This window comes from Streptomyces sp. CNX435 (assembly GCF_059570575.1).
Genome location: NZ_JCANTA010000001.1, coordinates 761,190 through 777,028, shown reverse-complemented (window position 1 = coordinate 777,028; position 15,839 = coordinate 761,190). Strand labels below are relative to the sequence as shown.

General features: G+C 75.4%; 15 protein-coding genes and 1 pseudogene. 13 read left to right on the top strand and 3 right to left on the bottom strand.

The window, feature by feature from the left end:
• The first annotated feature begins 206 nt into the window (after positions 1-206).
• Positions 207-1,412 carry an IS110 family RNA-guided transposase gene (locus T328_RS03315; RefSeq protein WP_496494277.1) on the top strand — a complete coding sequence of 402 codons (1,206 nt, stop codon included), beginning with the start codon at positions 207-209 and terminating at the stop codon, positions 1,410-1,412.
• Positions 1,413-1,488: 76 nt separating this feature from the next.
• On the opposite strand, the gene T328_RS03310 is transcribed toward T328_RS03315, so the two are convergent.
• The 3 genes from T328_RS03310 to T328_RS03300 are packed head-to-tail and all read right to left on the bottom strand — an operon-like array spanning position 1,489 to position 3,903.
• On the bottom strand, positions 1,489-2,259 hold the full coding sequence (locus tag T328_RS03310; RefSeq protein ID WP_496494276.1) for an SDR family NAD(P)-dependent oxidoreductase: 771 nt from the start codon (positions 2,257-2,259) through the stop codon (positions 1,489-1,491).
• Entirely contained in the window at positions 2,256-3,227 is a 972-nt protein-coding gene (locus T328_RS03305; RefSeq protein ID WP_496494275.1) for a C-terminal binding protein, read from the bottom strand. Before T328_RS03305 ends, T328_RS03310 begins: the two co-directional genes overlap by 4 nt.
• Positions 3,220-3,903, bottom strand: a complete 684-nt coding sequence (locus tag T328_RS03300; RefSeq protein WP_496494274.1) for a GntR family transcriptional regulator — start codon at positions 3,901-3,903, stop codon at positions 3,220-3,222. Before T328_RS03300 ends, T328_RS03305 begins: the two co-directional genes overlap by 8 nt.
• Positions 3,904-4,009: 106 nt before the next feature.
• Here T328_RS03300 and T328_RS03295 point away from each other — a divergent pair, with 106 nt between their 5' ends.
• The 12 genes and pseudogenes from T328_RS03295 (at position 4,010) to T328_RS03240 (ending at position 15,829) form a co-directional block, all read left to right on the top strand.
• Positions 4,010-4,801, top strand: a complete 792-nt coding sequence (locus T328_RS03295; RefSeq protein ID WP_496494273.1) for an SDR family NAD(P)-dependent oxidoreductase — start codon at positions 4,010-4,012, stop codon at positions 4,799-4,801.
• Positions 4,801-5,688 carry an amidohydrolase family protein gene (locus T328_RS03290; protein WP_496494272.1) on the top strand — a complete coding sequence of 296 codons (888 nt, stop codon included), beginning with the start codon at positions 4,801-4,803 and terminating at the stop codon, positions 5,686-5,688. Before T328_RS03295 ends, T328_RS03290 begins: the two co-directional genes overlap by 1 nt.
• Positions 5,685-6,743 carry a Gfo/Idh/MocA family protein gene (locus T328_RS03285; RefSeq protein WP_496494271.1) on the top strand — a complete coding sequence of 353 codons (1,059 nt, stop codon included), beginning with the start codon at positions 5,685-5,687 and terminating at the stop codon, positions 6,741-6,743. The genes T328_RS03290 and T328_RS03285 overlap by 4 nt, the downstream gene beginning before the upstream one ends.
• Before the next feature lie 34 nt (positions 6,744-6,777).
• Positions 6,778-7,200: a VOC family protein gene (locus tag T328_RS03280; protein WP_496494270.1), complete on the top strand. Its 423-nt coding sequence runs from the start codon at positions 6,778-6,780 to the stop codon at positions 7,198-7,200.
• 147 nt (positions 7,201-7,347) lie between these two features.
• A complete protein-coding gene (locus T328_RS03275) occupies positions 7,348-7,644 on the top strand; it encodes a hypothetical protein (RefSeq protein ID WP_496494269.1) in 297 nt (98 codons plus the stop codon).
• Positions 7,645-8,238: 594 nt separating this feature from the next.
• On the top strand, positions 8,239-9,225 hold the full coding sequence (locus T328_RS03270; protein WP_496494268.1) for an ABC transporter substrate-binding protein: 987 nt from the start codon (positions 8,239-8,241) through the stop codon (positions 9,223-9,225).
• Between the two features lie 29 nt (positions 9,226-9,254).
• Positions 9,255-10,526 carry a FecCD family ABC transporter permease gene (locus T328_RS03265; RefSeq protein WP_496494267.1) on the top strand — a complete coding sequence of 424 codons (1,272 nt, stop codon included), beginning with the start codon at positions 9,255-9,257 and terminating at the stop codon, positions 10,524-10,526.
• Positions 10,523-11,551, top strand: coding sequence for a FecCD family ABC transporter permease (locus T328_RS03260; RefSeq protein ID WP_496494266.1), 1,029 nt, complete (start codon positions 10,523-10,525; stop codon positions 11,549-11,551). The genes T328_RS03265 and T328_RS03260 overlap by 4 nt, the downstream gene beginning before the upstream one ends.
• Positions 11,552-11,651: 100 nt before the next feature.
• The gene (locus T328_RS03255) at positions 11,652-12,509 is read left to right on the top strand and encodes an ABC transporter ATP-binding protein (protein WP_496494316.1); all 858 of its coding nucleotides are present in this window, start codon (positions 11,652-11,654) and stop codon (positions 12,507-12,509) included.
• A pseudogene (locus tag T328_RS03250) lies at positions 12,506-12,790 on the top strand (YcaO-like family protein); the annotation flags it as partial. The gene T328_RS03255 and the pseudogene T328_RS03250, both read left to right, overlap by 4 nt.
• Before the next feature lie 76 nt (positions 12,791-12,866).
• Positions 12,867-14,111, top strand: coding sequence for a hypothetical protein (locus T328_RS03245; RefSeq protein ID WP_496494265.1), 1,245 nt, complete (start codon positions 12,867-12,869; stop codon positions 14,109-14,111).
• Positions 14,108-15,829, top strand: a complete 1,722-nt coding sequence (locus tag T328_RS03240; protein ID WP_496494264.1) for an ABC transporter ATP-binding protein/permease — start codon at positions 14,108-14,110, stop codon at positions 15,827-15,829. The genes T328_RS03245 and T328_RS03240 overlap by 4 nt, the downstream gene beginning before the upstream one ends.
• Positions 15,830-15,839 lie beyond the last annotated feature (10 nt).

The following is a 15,839-nucleotide window of genomic DNA, read 5'->3' as shown; positions in this document are numbered from 1 at the left end:
TCCGTAAGTTATTGGGTGGCCCGGGAGGGCCGGATGTGGCTTATGTGTCCTTGCCTTCAGTGGCTTCCTGGGAGTGGCCGTCCGGCTCTCCGGGGCGCCCTGGCTGCTGATTGAGATGTGCGCGCCTTGTGCGGTCGCTGTTTACGGAGATGACGGCGGGGTGTTCCTCGGGCCGACGGCATGCTGTGCGAAACGAGGAGGGGCGAGTGCCTCAGCGGCGGGCCCGGGTCTGGGCCGGGATTGATGCGGGCAAGGGGCATCACTGGGCGACGGTGGTCGACGAGACCGGCGCGACCCTGTGGTCGAAGAAGATCGACAACGACGAGTCGGCGATCCTGACCGCGCTCGGCGAGATCCTGGAGCTGGCGGACGAGGTCCGCTGGGCGGTGGACATCTCCGGCACGTCCTCCGCGCTGCTGCTGGCCCTGCTCGCGGCCCATGGCCAGCAAGTCGTCTACGTGCCCGGCCGCACGGTCAACCGCATGTCCGGGGCCTACCGGGGCGAGGCCAAGACCGACGCCCGGGACGCCTACGTCATCGCCGAGACCGCCCGCCACCGCCGGGACTTCGCTGTCATCGACGTGCCCGCCCAGCTCGCCGCCGACCTCGCGCTGCTGACCGCGCACCGCTCGGACCTGGTGGCCGACCGGGTGCGGATGATCAACCGGCTCCGGGACGTGCTGACCGGCATTTTCCCCGCCCTGGAGCGGGCCTTCGACTACTCGGCACACAAGGGCGCGCTGGTGCTGCTGACCGGCTACCAGACCCCGGCGGCGATCCGCCGCCGCGGCCGGGCCAGGCTGACCGCCTGGCTGGCCAACCGGAGCGTCCGCAGCGCTGACACCGTCGCGGTCACCGCACTGGAGGCCGCCCAGGCCCAGCAGACCGCACTGCCCGGAGAGGACGTCGCCGCGCAGATCGTCGCCGACCTGGCGACGCAGATCCTGGCCCTGGACGACCGGCTCAAGCGGATCGACCGGCAGATCCGCGAGACATTCCGCAGCCATCCCCAGGCGGAGATCATCGAGTCGCTGCCCGGCATGGGCCCCATCCTCGGCGCCGAGTTCGTCGTCGCCGCCGGCGACCTGGCCGCTTACCAGGACGCCGGCCATCTGGCCTCGGCAGCCGGACTGGTGCCCGTACCGCGCGACTCCGGCCGCCGCACCGGCAACCTTCACCGGCCCAAGCGCTACAGCCGCCGCCTGCGCAGAGTGTTCTACATGTCCGCGCAGACCAGCATCATCCGCGACGGGCCGAACAGGGACTTCTACCTCAAGAAGCGCGCCGAGGGCTGCAAGCACGTCCAGGCCGTCATCGCCCTGGCCCGCCGACGAGCTGGTGTCCTGTGGGCCCTCCTGCGCGACGGACGACTCTTCACCCCCGCCCCGCCCGTCACGCAGCAAGCGGCTTGACTTCGTCATTGAGACTCCCAGCTCGCGTGCGTGTTTTCGGGAAGGGTGGCGGCCAGTCCGGAACAGTCCGTTTCCGTCAGTCCATGAGCAGCCCGCCGTTGACGTCGTACGTGGCACCGGTGGTGAACCCGGCGTCGGCCGACGCCAGCAGCCCGATCACCTGCGCGACCTCCGCGGCCCTGCCGAGCCGGCCGAGCGGCACGGCCTCGGCCAGCGCGCCGCGCGCGGCGCCGTCCAGCGGGGTGAGCATCCCGGTGCCGATCGGCCCGGGCGACACGGCGTTGACGCGGATACCCTCGGGCGCGAGCCGCCGGGCGACCGAGCGGGTGAGCGCGAGGACGGCCGCCTTGCTGGCGGCGTAGTGCGCGCTCGTGCTGAGGCCGCCGACCTGCCCGGCGAGCGAGGCGACGTTGACGATCGCCCGGTCGCCGGGGGCCGCGCGCAGCAGCGGGACGGCGTGCCGCATGACCAGGTGGACGCCGCGCGCGTTGGTCTCCATGACGGCATCCCACTCGTCCGCGCCGATCTCGTCCCACGCGCTGTACGGGCAGATCCCCGCGTTGTTGACGACGACGTTGAGGTGTCCCCAGTCGTCGGCGACCCGGTCGAGCAGCTTCCGGATGCCGTCCGGATCGCGCTGGTCCAGGGGGTGCGCCACCGCCCGCGCCCCGAGGGCGCGGCAGGCGTCCGCGGTGCTCTCGGCGGCTTCGGCGTCGGTGGCGTAGGTGAGCCAGACATCGTGACCGAGCTCGGCGAGCAGGCGGCAGGTCGCCGCCCCGATGCCGCCGCTGCCGCCGGTGACCAGGGCGGTACGGCGCGTCGGGCGCTGCGTGCCGGGCGCGGTCATCGCACGTACTCCGGGTTGACGATCGATGCGACGGGGCGCCGGTTCAGGAAGTCCACGACCTGCCGGGCCGTGGTCTCGCCCAGCTCGCGGCGGGACTCGCTGGAGTACCACGCGGCGTGCGGGCTGAGGAGGACGCCCGGCAGGTCGCGCAGCGGGCTGTCGGCGGGGAGCGGCTCGGTCTCGAACACGTCCAGCGCGGCGCCGGCGACGTGCCCGGCGCGGAGGGCGTCGGCGAGCGCGGCCTCGTCGACGAGGCCGCCGCGGCAGGTGTTCACGACCAGCGCACCGCGCGGCAGCCGGCCGAGCGCGGCGCGGTCCAGCAGGTGGCGGGTGTCCGCCGTCAACGGGACGTGCAGGCTCAGCACGTCGGCGGCGCCGAGGGTGGCGTCCAGTCCCGCGGGCCGGTGGCCGGCGGCGGCCACCGTGGCGTCCGGGACGTGCGGGTCGTGCACGACGACGCGGAAGCCGAGCGCGGCGGCGTGCGCCGCGGTGCGCGAGCCGATCCGGCCGAATCCGACGATGCCCATGGTGGTACTGGACGGGCGCACCGCGCCCGGCGCGTCGTCGGCCGCGGACCAGCGGCCGGCGCGCACCGCCCGGTCCAGCGTGGCCAGCCGCCGCCCGGCCGCCAGGACGAGCGCGATCGTGTGCGCGGCCACCTCCTCGACGCAGTAGTCGGGGGTGTTGGCGACCGCGATGCCGCGCGCGGTGGCCGCGGCGACGTCGATCATGTCGTAGCCGATGCCGAGCCGCCCGATGAAGCGGCATCGCGCCAGCCGGCGCAGCACCTGCTCGGTGACGGGCGCCCACTGCACCACCAGCGCGGTGGCGTCGGCGGCGGCCTCGATCACGTCGCGCTCGGTGCGGCAGTCGGCGAGCGTGGCGGGCAGCCCGGCGGCGCGCAGTATCTCCAGGATCCGGTCGGTGCCGGGCAGGTCGGCGTCCGTCACCACGACGAGTTCACTCATCGGCGGCCTCCTCGGACTCCGGCAGCGAGGCGCGGATCCGGGTGGCGGCGGCCTCGATGTGCCGGGCCATCTCGGCTCTGCCGGTCTCCGGGTCGTCGTCGAGGAGCGCGTCGAGCAGCACGTCGTGCGACGCGGCGTGGCCCTCAAGGCTCTCCGGCGGCAGCGCGGCGGTGGCGGCGCGCAGGAAGGCGCCGATACGGCTGCGGAGCTGCGTGACCAGCTCGTTGAGCATCCGGTGGTCGGCCAGCTCCCACAGGCGTTCGTGGAAGTGCTGGTCGAGGTCGAAGAGCCGGCGGAAGTTGCCGTCCGCGGCGGCGCGGTGCATGCCCGCGACGATCTTCCGCAGCTCGCGCTCGGCGCCCGGCGTCAGCCGCTCCCGCACCCGGGCGACGACGAACTGCTCCAGCACGGTGCGCAGCGTGGACAGCTCGTCCAGCTCCCGGACGGTGAGGGTGGCGACCCGCGAGCCGCGTCGCGGGGACCGCTCGGTCAGCCCTTCGTCGGCGAGCCGGGACAGCGCCTCGCGCACCGGGATGTGGCTGACGCCCAGCTCCGCGGCGAGTGTCCGCTCCACCAGCCGCGTCCCGGGCGGGTAGCGGCCTTCCAGGATCGCGTCGCGGAGAGCGTCGGCCACCTGGTCGGCCAGGTTCCCTGAGGAGAGGGGGTTCAGTGCCATCGCGTCCGCCTTCAGTCCTTCTCATCGAGTGAAGTTGCTATAGCGTATAGCAAGAGTACGCTAGATGCTATAGCGTTTTTCCAACGGCAGGGAGGAGCGGAGCGAGATGCGGATCGCAGAGCGACGGACGGCACTCATCACCGGCGGCGGGTCGGGCTTCGGGCGGCTGATCGCGCGCCGGCTGCACGCGGCCGGGGCCTCGGTGGCCGTGGTGGACGTCGACGCCGGGCGTGCCCGGGAGGTCGCCGCGGAGCTGGGCGAGCGGGCACTCGGCCTGGGTGCCGACGTACGCTCGGCGAGCGAGGTGGCGGACGCCGTACGGGAGACGGAGACCGCGTTCGGCGGCCTCGACACGCTCGTCGTCTCCGCGGGCGTGTTCCACATCGGGGCACTGGAGGAGACGACCGAGGAGGACTGGGACCGCACCCTCGACGTCAACCTGAAGGGCGCGTTCCTCACCGTACGGGCCGCCGCCGCGTCCCTGCGGGCCAGCGGGCGGGGCCGGATCGTGGCGATCGGCTCGGACTGCGGACGGCGCGGCTTCCCCCGGCAGGTCCCCTACGTGGCCTCGAAGTTCGGCCTGGTGGGGCTGACGGAGGCGGTGGCCGCGGAGCTGGCCGCCGACGGCGTGACCGCCAACTGCATCGCCCCCGTCGGCTGTCCTACCACCGGCATGGGCCGGGAGGTCCTGGACTGGAAGGCCGCCCAGAACGGGGAGCCGGCCGACGAGATCGTACGGGCGGCGGCCGGGACCAACCCGCTCGGCCGCAACGCGAGCGAGGACGACGTCGCCGACGCCGTCCTGTTCTTCCTCTCCGACCAGGCGTCCTTCCTCACCGGAGTGACGCTCGACGTGGACGGCGGCGCACACCTGGGCACCGTGCCGGGGGTGCGGTGATGGCCGCCATCCCCCTGGTCGACACGCACGTGCACTTCCACGACCTGACGCATCCGAAGCTGCGCTACGCCTGGCTGGAGCCCGATGCGCCCGTGGACGAGGTCACGGGTCCCGACGCCGCTATCCGCGCGCAGCGCTACTGGGCGGACGACTTCGTCGCCGAGACCCGCTTCCACAACGTCACCAAGGCGGTGCACGTCCAGGCTGCGATCGGCACCGAGGACCCGGTGGAGGAGACCCGCTGGCTCCAGGACTTCGCGGACCGGCTCGGCGTCCCGCACGGGATCGTCGCGCACGCCGACCTCGCCCGGCCCGACGCCGCCCGGGTACTCGCCCGGCACGCGGCCTTCCGCAACCTCCGCGGCATCCGCGACCTGCGCTACGACGGCTATCTGACGGACCCGGACTGGCACCGCGGCTACGCCGGACTGGCCCGCCACGGCCTGGTGTGCTGCGACGACCCGGCGGTAGAGGAGATGGGCGACGCACGCCGGCTGGCCGAGCGCCATCCCGACGTCACCCTCTGCGTCGACCACGCCGGATACCCCCGGCGCCGGGACCGCGCCTACTTCGAGCAGTGGCGCGCCGCCATGCGCGACCTCGCCCGCGCGCCGAACGTGGTCGTGAAGATCTCGGGTCTCGGGCAGGCGGACCACCGCTGGACGGTCGGCACGCTGCGCCCCTGGGTACGCGAGTGCGTCGAACTGTTCGGCCCGGAGCGCGCCTTCTTCGGTACGAACTGGCCGGTGGACCGGCTCTTCAGCTCGTACGGCGACGTCGTCGACGCGTACGCGGAGATCATCTCGGACCTGCCCGCCGGCGAGCGGCACGCGCTGTTCCACGGCACCGCCGAAAGGGTCTTCCGGCTCGACGGGGAGGACGCGTGAGCAGCGCGAGAATCGCCGTGATCGGCTGCGGCTGGTGGTCCACCTACGCGCATCTCCCCGCGCTCGCGGAGCGGTCCGATGCCGAGGTCGTCGCGCTGGCCGACACCGACCCGGCCCGGCTCGCGGCGGCGGCCGAGGCGTTCGGCGTGCCGTCGGCCTTCGCCGGCACGGCGGAACTGCTCGACGCGGTGGAGGTCGACGCGGCAGTGGTCGCCGTGCCGCACGCGGCACACTATCCGGTCGCGCGTCTCGCGCTCGACCGGGGCGTGCACGTGCTGCTGGAGAAGCCCATGACCATCGAGCCCGCGCACGCCCACGAGCTGGCCGCGCTGGCCCGCAGCCGGGGGGCCGAGCTGGTGATCGACTACCCCTGGCACTACAACCCGCACGTCCTGACGCTGCGCGAGAAGATCGCGGCCGGGATGATCGGTCCCGTCGAGCACGTCTCGGTGCTGTACGCCTCCACGGTGCGCGAGTTGTACCGCGGGAATCCGGAGCCGTACCGCGACGCCTTCGGCTACACCGTCAACGCCCCGGCCGCGCGCACCTACAGCGACCCGGAGCTGTCCGGCGGCGGGCAGGGCCAGACGCAGATCACCCACGCCGCCGCGCTGCTGCTGTGGCTGACCGGGCTGCGCCCACGCGGCGTGGCCGCGTTCCGCGCCGACTTCGAGCTGCCCGTGGACCTCGCCGACGGCATCGCGGTCCGCTTCGAGGGCGGCGCCGTCGGCACCCTCGGCTCGACGGGCGCGGTGCTGGCGGGGCACGAGGAGATCATGCGGCTGGAGGTCTTCGGCCGGGACGGGCACGCCCTGCTGGACGTCAACGAGGGCACCGCCTCCGTCCACGACGCCGGCGGCGTCACAGAACTGCCGCGGCTGCCCGCCGCGGAGCGCAACCCCGAGCACGCCCCCGTGCACAACCTGGTGGAACTCGCGCACGGCCGGGGCCGCAACGGCTCCCCGGCCGGGACCGGACTCGCGGCGGTGCAGTTCGTCGCCGCGATGTACCGCTCGGCCCGGGACGGCACGATCGTCGATCCGCAACGACTCTGAGGCGGGAACAGGAATGCTGACAGGCTTCTCACACGTGGGGTTCACGGTCGCCGACATCGACGCGGCCACCGCCTTCTACCGGAAGGTGTTCGACGCGGAGCCGGTGGTGCGGCGCGTGTACGACGCGCCGTACACCTCCGAGCAGATCGGCTACCCCGACGCCCGGCTGGACATCGCGATCTTCCGTATCCCCGGGTCGGACGCCCTGCTGGAGCTGATCCAGTACCTCAACCCGGTCGGTGTGCCCGTGGACCTGGAGACGAAGAACCCCGGCACCGCCCACGTCTGCCTGACCACCGACGACCTGGATGCCGAGCACGCCCGGCTGGCCGCGCTCGGCGCCGTGCCGCGCAGCGCCGGCCCCGTGCTCATCACGTCGGGGCCGAACGAGGGACGGCGGGTGGCGTACTTCAGGGACCCGCAGGGGCTCACCCTGGAGGTGCTGGAGATCCGCTGACGACGCGGCACTCCGCGCCCGGCCGCCCCCGTCGGCCGGGCGTCAGCCGTGCCCAGGTCCGTCGGAGCCGGAGGCGGTGCCGCCGGCGCGACCGCGGGCGCACACTGGAGTCAGTGGCCCCCAGCAATCAAAGCCACGGAGACGATCATGACCACCACACACTCCCCCCACGCCAACCACGTCCACCAGCACCACGAGGGCTGCGGCCACGTCGCCCTCCCCCACGGTGACCACGTGGATTATGCGCACGACGGCCACCTCCACCGCACCCACGACGACCACGCCGACGAGTGCGAGCCGGGCGCGCACGTCGCCCACGACGACCACCCGCACCAGCACGGCGCAGGCTGCGGGCACGTCGCGGTGCCCCACGGAGATCACGTCGATTACGTGCACGACGGCCACCGCCACGCCGCCCACGACGGTCACTGGGACGACCACTGACCTACGAGGCCCCCGCATGGGCCGGTGCCTTCGCGGCACTGCCCGGTGAGCGCACCGACCTGGCCGCGCGCTGTGGCCTGGACGGGTGATCGAGCAGGACTCGACTCCCCGGCCGACGGACCCGCCCGCCGGCCGTGCCCGACGTGTACCTGCGGCGCTTCCGGTACGTTGCGTGCGCGCTACGGGCGGTGGGCACCTCAGCGGCCGACCGCGTCGGCCTGGACCTCCTGAGGCGACGCTCACGGCGAGTACGACCACCGCCGCCACCTGGCCGAGACCGGCTACGGCCAGGTAGAGCTGCACAATCTGGACTCTGGACGATCTGCCAAAGACGATCGCACTCCCCGCATGCGCTGCCGCGTCAGCGACGGAGCGTACCTCAGCGGCCGACCGCGTCGGCCTCGGCGCCGTCGTCGGTGCCGATCAGGGCGAGATGGCCGCCCTCGTCGAGCGGAGTCGGCGTGGTCACGAGGCTCTCCCCGGGGGTCGGTGGTAGGCGAGCGTAATGAAAATGATTACCATGCTTGTTGCCGCGGCGGGTGACATGCCCCGCCACCGCAGACCAGCAGCCCGCTGACAAGGAGAGCCATCACCATGCCGCGCCTGCGCCTGTCCACCCTGTCCCGTACCGCCGCGCTGGCGGTCGCCGGTGCCCTCCTGGCCGCCGGCTGCGGCGGAGCCTCGTCGTCCGACGAGGACTCCGGGCGGCCGGCCGGCAGCCCGGCCGCCGAGCTGCCGCCGGTCAAACCCGTCGCCCAGGCGGACCGCGTCACGGATGTACGCGGCGTGGAGGTGGCGCCCGAGCGCACCCCGAAGCGGATCGTGTGCCTGGTGGCGCTCTGCGACGACATACTCACCGAGCTGGGCATGGTGCCCACGGCGACGAACTCGGAGATCCTCGCCCACCCGGACTTCCTGGGCGAGGAGAAGGCGGCCGACGTCCCCGTGATACCCGGGGGCTTCATCGCCCCGGAGGTCGAGGCGATCCTGTCGCACGAGCCAGATCTGGTGATCGGCCTGGAGGACACCCACGGCAAGCTCGCCCCCGCGCTGAAGGGCGCGACCACGTTCTGGCCGGTGCAGCCGAAGGACTGGCAGGACAGCGTCTCCTACCTGCGGGACCTCGCGGCACTCACCGGCCGCGGTGAACGGGCCGTGGCGGCGGAGAAGCGCTTCCGCGGCAAGCTGGAGCGCGCGCAGGAGAGCCGGAGCGACAAGACCGCGCTGGTCATCTTCGGCAGCGACGCGAACTTCGGCGTGGCGGCGCCGGGCCGCGACACCGCCGCGGGGCTGTTCCCGCAGATCGCCGAGTACCCCTGGCAGGACCGGGGTGTCGAGGGCACGTACAGCCTGGAGGAGATCCTCGCCAGGGACGTGGACGTGCTGTTCGTCGAGACCATCGCCTTCGACGACACGGATGTGAAGCTCTCCGAGACGATGGCCGACAACCCGCTGTGGGCGCGGATCCCGGCCGTGCGCAACGACAAGGTGATCGAGGTCGATCCCGAGGTGTGGGCCAAGGGCCGCGGCACCCGGTCCCTCGGCATCGTGCTGGACGAGGCCACGGCCGCCCTGCGATGACGCCGGCCGTACGAGGGCCCCGTGGCCTGGTGGCCGCCGCCGTTGTCATGCTGGCCCTCGCCGCGCTCTGCGCGCTGAGCCTGGGCACCCCGGCCGTACCCCCGACGCGGCTGCCGGGCACGCTGCTCGGCGAGGGAACCGGCGAGGGTGAGGCCGGCTTCGAGGCGCTCGTCGTTCAGCAGATCCGGGTGCCGCGCCTGCTGCTGGCGCTGACGGCGGGGGCCTGTCTGGGCGCGGCGGGTCTGGTGCTGCAGGAGGCCCTGCGCAACCCGCTGGCCGTGCCGGAGATGCTGGGGGTCTCCTCCGGGGCGGCCATCGGCGTGGCCGCGCCGCTCGTCCTGGCCCTGTCCCTGCCGGGGTGGCTGCACCCGCTGCTGGCTGTCTCCGGCGCCGCCGTCGGCGGGGTGCTGACGCTGATCGCCGCCGGGTTCGGCCGCAGCCCCGCCGCGGTGCTGCTCACCGGCGCCGCCGTCAACGCCGCGCTGCAGGGCGGGCTGCTGGTGCTGATGGTCATGGCCGACCAGCTCGACCTGCAGCTGATCTACCGCTACCTGCTCGGCAGCTTCTCCGGCCTGACGTGGCAGTCGTGGACGGGGGTGTGGCCCTGGCTGGCGGCGGCGGTGCCGCTGCTGGTGCTGTGCGCACCGGTCCTCGCGGTGCTGCGGCTGGGCGACGAGGACGCCGGTGCCCTGGGCGTACGGGTACGGCGGGCCCGGCTGGCCGCGCTGGCCGTGGCCGTACTGCTGATCGCCCCGGTGGTCGCGGTGTGCGGTCCCGTGGCGTGGGTGGGCTTCCTCGCGCCGCACCTGGCGCGGCGGCTGCGGCCGCGGGCCGGCGTCGTACGCGTGCTGCCGTGGACCGTGGCCTGGGGTGCCGTGATCACCGTCTGGGCCGACCAGGCCGCCCGGTTGGCGCTGATGCCGGTCGAGACTCCCGTCGGGGCGTGGACCGCGCTGATCGGCGTACCCGCCGGCGTCGCGCTGCTACGGACCGGGCGGCGCAGCGGCCGGCGGGACGGGCCGCGGCGTACGGGGCGGGCGGGGCGCGGCTCCGGCGACGCGGCACGGGTCCGCGTCGACCCGGGCGGCGGCTCCGCCGGTATCGGCGGCACTTCCGCGCACGCAGGTCGCGGACCGGCCGGTCCCAAGGTCTCCCCGCAGGCGGGGACGGACACGGCGGCTGCACCCGGCGCCGCGGGCACGGGCACACGTGCCCCCGCGCCCGTACGGTCCCTGCCCGCCGGCCGCGTCGCTCCCACTGACGCGGGCGACCGTGGCCCGGCCGACGGGGGCGTGGGATGAGGACCCGTCCGACGCACAGGCCGCGGCTGGTACTGGGCGGCCTCACGGCCACCGCCCTGTGTGCCGCCGTGACCGGCCTCCTCGCCGGGGGCGCCGTCGCGCCGGGCGAGGTGTGGCCCGCGCTCACCGGCGGCGACGTCGATCCGACGACGCGGCACGTCGTCCAGCAGCTCCGGGTGCCGCGCGTCCTGGTCGCCCTGGTCGCGGGCGCCTGCCTGGGACTCGCGGGGCTGGTGCTCCAGGCCGCGCTGCGCAACCCGCTGGCCGGTCCCGAGGTCACCGGCGTCACGCCGGGCGCGGTGCTCGGCGCCGTCGCGGCGTCCGGGGCGGGTCTTGCCGGGTGGGACTCGCCGACCGCCGTCGTGGTCGCGGCCGTCGCCGGCGGCTGCGCCGGGGCGGGCCTGCTGCGGCTGCTCGCCGGCCGGGACCGCGCCGATCCGGCGGCCGTGGCGGTGCACGGTGTGTTGGTCTCCGCCGTGCTGGGCGGGCTGACCGCGATGGTGCTGCTCGTCGCGCCGGGTGAGCTGGGCAGCGTCGTGCAGTGGCTGGTCGGCACCACCGAGGCCCGTACGTGGGAGCACTGGGCGCTGCTGTGGCCGTGGGCGCTCGCGTGGGGCCTGGCCGCCTGCCTGACGGCGGGGCCGCTGATGCTGCTGCGCTGCGGCGAGGACGTGGCGCGGGCCGCGGGACTGGCCTCGTCCCGGGCCCGGGGCCTCGCCCTGGCCTGCGCGGTGGGGCTGACCGCGGGTGCCGTCGCGGCCGTCGGCGCGCTGGGGTTCGTAGGGCTGCTGGTGCCGCACGTGGCGCTCGCGCTGCTCGGCGCGGACCTGCGCCTCGCCCTGCCCGGCGCCGCACTGGCCGGCGCGGTCGCCGTGTGCGGCGCGGACGCCGTCGCCCAACTCGCCTCCCGTGCCGCGGTGTCGTGGGGCGCCGAGCGGCTGAGCATTCCCGTGGGCGCGGTGACGACGGCGGTCGGCGCGGCAGTCCTGCTGGTCGTCGCCCGCCGCCACACCACCGAACTGTGACGCCCGTACGGGCGGTGGACCCGCGCCGCCGGGAGCCCGCCCGCGTACTCGTGAGGAGCACGAGGTGACCGAGTCCAAGACCGCCGCATCCACACCGCCGATCCCCGACCCCGGCTCCGGCCGGGGTGATCAGCCGGCCCTTGAAGCGGACCGGGTCGGGTTCGGCTACCCGGGGCGGCAGGTACTCGACGGGGTGAGCCTGACCGTGCACTCCGGCGAACTCGTCGCGCTGGTCGGCCTCAACGGCTGCGGCAAGAGCACGCTGCTGCGCCTCGCCGCGGGCATGCTGCGGCCCGGCTCCGGCCACCTTCGGGTGGCGGGCGCGGACGTCTCCCGGCTGCCCCGCCGGGCGGCGGCGCGGCGGGTCGCGCTGCTGCACCAGTCGGCGCCCGCCGTACCGGGGATGACGGTACGTCAGCTCGTACGGCAGGGCCGGTACGCCGCCCGGGGTCCGCTCGGGATGCTGCGGGACGGCGACGACGCGGTGAGCCTGCGCGCGATGGCGGACGTCGGCGTCGCCGACTGGGCCGACCGGCCGGTCGACGCGCTCTCCGGCGGCGAGCGCCAGCGCGTGCGGCTGGCGCTCGCGCTGGCTCAGGACGCTCCCCTGCTGCTGCTGGACGAGCCGACGACCTACCTGGACCTGCGCCACCAGCTGGAGGTGCTGCAACTCGTGGCGCGGCTGCGCACGGAGCGCCGGATGACGGTGCTGATGGTCCTGCACGACCTCGGTCTGGCGGCCCGGTTCAGCGAGCGGCTGGTGGCGCTGCGGGACGGGCGGGTGGCGGCGGACGGCGCGCCGGGGGACGTGGTCACGCCGGAGCTGCTGCGGGAGGTCTTCGGGGTCGACGGCCGGGTGGGGCGCGATCCGGTACGGGGATGGCCGGTTTGCTATCCCGACCAACCGACGCCCGTCGCCGCCCGTACCGTCGACCCGGCCGAGGAGACCTCCCGGTGAACCCCCCGCTGCCGCTCGACGCGCTCATCGACCCGGTCTGCGGCCTGGTCCGCTCCGTCGCCCCCGTACCGCGTCCCGCCGGCACCCCCGCCCGCTACGTGGCGATGACCGCCGATGTCTCCGACGCCCGCCGCCTCGGCGCCTGGCCCGCCGACCGCGTCGCGCTCGGCACCGCCTTCGGCGACCCGGACGGCGCCCGCGTCGCCGCCGTCGCCGAGGCCGAGGCCGTCGAGCGCTGCTGCGGCAACCGTGTCCCCCCGGCCGGCGAGTCCGGTGCCCCCGGCTGGCGCACCGAACCCCCGGCCGGACCGGCCGACTTCACGCTCGCCCCGCCACCGCACATGTGAGGAATCCCGGATGACCACCTCTTCCACCGCCGGGGCCACCGGTACCTCGCGCGCAGGCGTCCCGGATCCGGAGCCGGCGGACCAGGGCGCCCTCGTGCGGCCGGAGACCGCCGGGACGCGCGCGGACGTCCGGCTGGTCGCCGCCGCCGTCGCCGACGCCCGCTCGGGCCGCCCCGTCGAGCCCGGCACCCCGGCCGGGCCCGCCCGGCAGCGCTGGCGGGAGCCGGCCCGCCGCGTGCCCGGTGCCGGAGCGGGGGAAGTCGACCTCGACACCGTGCTGACCCTGTCCCTCGCCGCCCGCCGGGCGGCCGGCGCCGGGACCTCCGGCGGCAACGCCAAGCCCGCGCGGGGCACTATGGGTGCGGCCACCGACGGCACCCGCACCGACCGCGCGGGCGCCCGGCCGCGCGCCGCCGCCTCGGCCGGAGGCCGCTACCCGGTACGTGCACACCTGCTCGTCGGCCCCGACTGCCCGCTCCCGCCGGGGCGACCCGCCTGGTGTGCCGCGGTCGGCGGAGCGGACCCCGGCCTGCTGGCCCCGGCCGGCGCCGCCGCGCCGGGCGGGGGCTCCCCCGCGACGGGCCACCCCGACCGCACGGTTCAGAACCCCGACGACCGCACCCCGGCGGGCCACGGCGCGGGCGGGGGCGAGGACCTTCCAGCGCCGGGTCGCGACACCGGCCGCGCCGGCTTCCGCCCGGACAGTGCCGGTGAGCCGAGCCGCCATGCCGTACGGGACGAACCGCACCCGTACGGGAGCGACGCGTCGGCCACGGCGCAGGCGACGTCGCCGCGCCTGATGGCCCACGGCGAGGCCCGGCCCACGCTCGCCTCCTGGCCGGCCGGCCAGGGGTGGCTCGCCGACGCCGGGGCCGTCCTTCTCGCCCACGGCGCCCCGGCCGGCGCACCGCCCGACCGTGTTCGCGCCGAGCATCTGTCCGCCGGGTACGCAGCCGCCTGCGCCGAGGTGATCGCCACCGCCCTCGGGCTGCGCACCCGTCCCGTCGGCTCCTGGCAGCGGGCAGACCTGGGCGCGGCCCTCGGGCGCGCCGCCGGCGAGCGGTGGGTCGTCCACGGCCTCGCACTGGCCGCGCCCGAGGACCCCGTACCGGCCGGGCGCGAGGGTCCCGTGCCGGCCCCACCCGCGCAGGCCGCGGCGGACGCCGCAGCCCCCGGCTCGTCACCTCACCGGCCCGCACCCCTCAGGCCCCGCGACGCCGCCGACCCGAACTCCGCAGGGAACGAACGCCGATGATGCTCCACCCCGAACTGCTGCGCGCCGCCCGCACCGCCCCCGGACCGCTGCTGGGCGCCACCACGCTGCTCACCGCCGCCACCGCCGCCCACGTCGCGCAGGCCGCGCTCCTGGCGGCGGCGCTCGCCGACATCGCCCGCGGCGCGGACGACCGGCTGCCGGCCCTGCTCGGCGCGGTGGTCGCCGTCGTCGCCCTGCGTGCGCTGCTGACCTGGCGGCAGCGGATCGCCGCGGCGGACGCCGGGGCCCGGATCCGGCTGCGGCTCCGCGACGAGCTGGTGGCACAACTCGGGCGGCTCGGCCCCGCGCACCGGTCGGCCGCGCGGGTCGGCGCGCTGCGTGCCACCGTCGTGGACGGCGTCGAGGGCGTCAACGCGTACCTCACCCGCTATCTGCCCCAACTCGCCGTCGTGGGCCTGGCCACCCCCGGACTGCTGGTCTGGGTGGCCGTCCTGAACCCGGCAGCGGCAGCCGTGCTCGCCGCCGCCGTCGCACTGGCCCTGTTCGCCCCGCGGCTGTGGGACCGAGCGCTGGCGGGCCGCGGCAAGGAGCACTGGGACACGTACGAGCACCTGGCCGCCGACTACCTGGAGGCGCTGCAGCACATGCCGGCACTGCGCGCCGCCGGCGCCGTGGGCCGCAAGCGGGCCGCGCTGGAGGAGCGATCCGGTCAGCTGCACCGGGCCACGGTCGCCAAACTCCGCGTCTCCCTGGTGGACACCGCGCTGACCGACCTGGCCATCCAGGCGGGCACGCTCGCCGCCGTCCTGCTGGCCTGCACCTCCGCGGCCACCGGGGACGCCGCCGGCGGCGAGACGTACCTGCTGCTGATGCTCGCCTCCGAGTGCTTCCGGCCGCTGCGCGACCTGTCCCGCGAGTGGCACGCCGGCTACCTCGGCGTCTCCGCCGCCGACGGCATCGCCGCCCTGCGTACCGCCCGGCCCGCCGTACCCGACACCGGGACGCTGCACCCGGCCTGGACCACGGCGCCCACCCTGGCCTTCGCCGACGTGACGTTCACGTACCCCGGCGCCGAGCGGCCCGCCCTGGACGGCGTCACGTTCACCTGCGAGGCCGGGCGCACCACCGCCGTGGTCGGCGCGTCGGGAGCGGGCAAGTCCACGCTGCTCGCGCTGCTCCAACGGCACCACGACCCCGGCACCGGCACCGTGCTGCTGGACGGCACCGACATCCGCGACCTCGCGCTGGACGCGCTGCGCCGCGGCATCGCCGTCGTCTCGCAGGACACGTACCTCTTCCACACCTCCGTCGCGGACAACCTGCGCCTGGCCCGTCCCGACGCGAGCGACGACGAACTGGCCGCCGCGTGCCGCGCCGCGGGTGTCCACGACGAGATCGCGGCGCTGTCCGAGGGATACGCCACCGTCCTGGGCGAGCGCGGCGCGACCCTCTCCGGCGGCCAGCGCCAGCGGCTCGCCCTGGCGCGCGCGCTGCTCGCGAACGCGCCGGTGCTGATCCTGGACGAGGCCACCAGCGCCGTCGACGAGGCCCGCGAGAGCCTCATCACGCGGGCCCTGCGGCAGGCCACGCACGGCCGCACCTGCCTGATCGTCGCCCACCGGCTCGCCGCGGTACGGCACGCCGACCGCGTCGTCGTGCTCGACCGCGGCCGTCTGGACGCGGTCGGCGACCACCACACCCTCTCCGCCGCCGGAGGCACGTACGCCGAACTCGCCGCCGCCGACCTGCGGCCCTGACCTGGACGGA

Excerpts from the sequence above, each read along its gene's own strand:
- T328_RS03260 (WP_496494266.1), top strand. The coding sequence starts at position 10,523 with ATGAGGACCCGTCCGACGCACAGGCCGCGGCTGGTACTGGGCGGCCTC.
- T328_RS03240 (WP_496494264.1), top strand. The coding sequence starts at position 14,108 with ATGATGCTCCACCCCGAACTGCTGCGCGCCGCCCGCACCGCCCCCGGA.
- T328_RS03290 (WP_496494272.1), top strand. The coding sequence starts at position 4,801 with ATGGCCGCCATCCCCCTGGTCGACACGCACGTGCACTTCCACGACCTG.
- T328_RS03275 (WP_496494269.1), top strand. The coding sequence starts at position 7,348 with ATGACCACCACACACTCCCCCCACGCCAACCACGTCCACCAGCACCAC.
- T328_RS03270 (WP_496494268.1), top strand. The coding sequence starts at position 8,239 with ATGCCGCGCCTGCGCCTGTCCACCCTGTCCCGTACCGCCGCGCTGGCG.
- T328_RS03295 (WP_496494273.1), top strand. The coding sequence starts at position 4,010 with ATGCGGATCGCAGAGCGACGGACGGCACTCATCACCGGCGGCGGGTCG.
- T328_RS03305 (WP_496494275.1), bottom strand. The coding sequence starts at position 3,227 with ATGAGTGAACTCGTCGTGGTGACGGACGCCGACCTGCCCGGCACCGAC.
- T328_RS03310 (WP_496494276.1), bottom strand. The coding sequence starts at position 2,259 with ATGACCGCGCCCGGCACGCAGCGCCCGACGCGCCGTACCGCCCTGGTC.
- T328_RS03245 (WP_496494265.1), top strand. The coding sequence starts at position 12,867 with ATGACCACCTCTTCCACCGCCGGGGCCACCGGTACCTCGCGCGCAGGC.
- T328_RS03300 (WP_496494274.1), bottom strand. The coding sequence starts at position 3,903 with ATGGCACTGAACCCCCTCTCCTCAGGGAACCTGGCCGACCAGGTGGCC.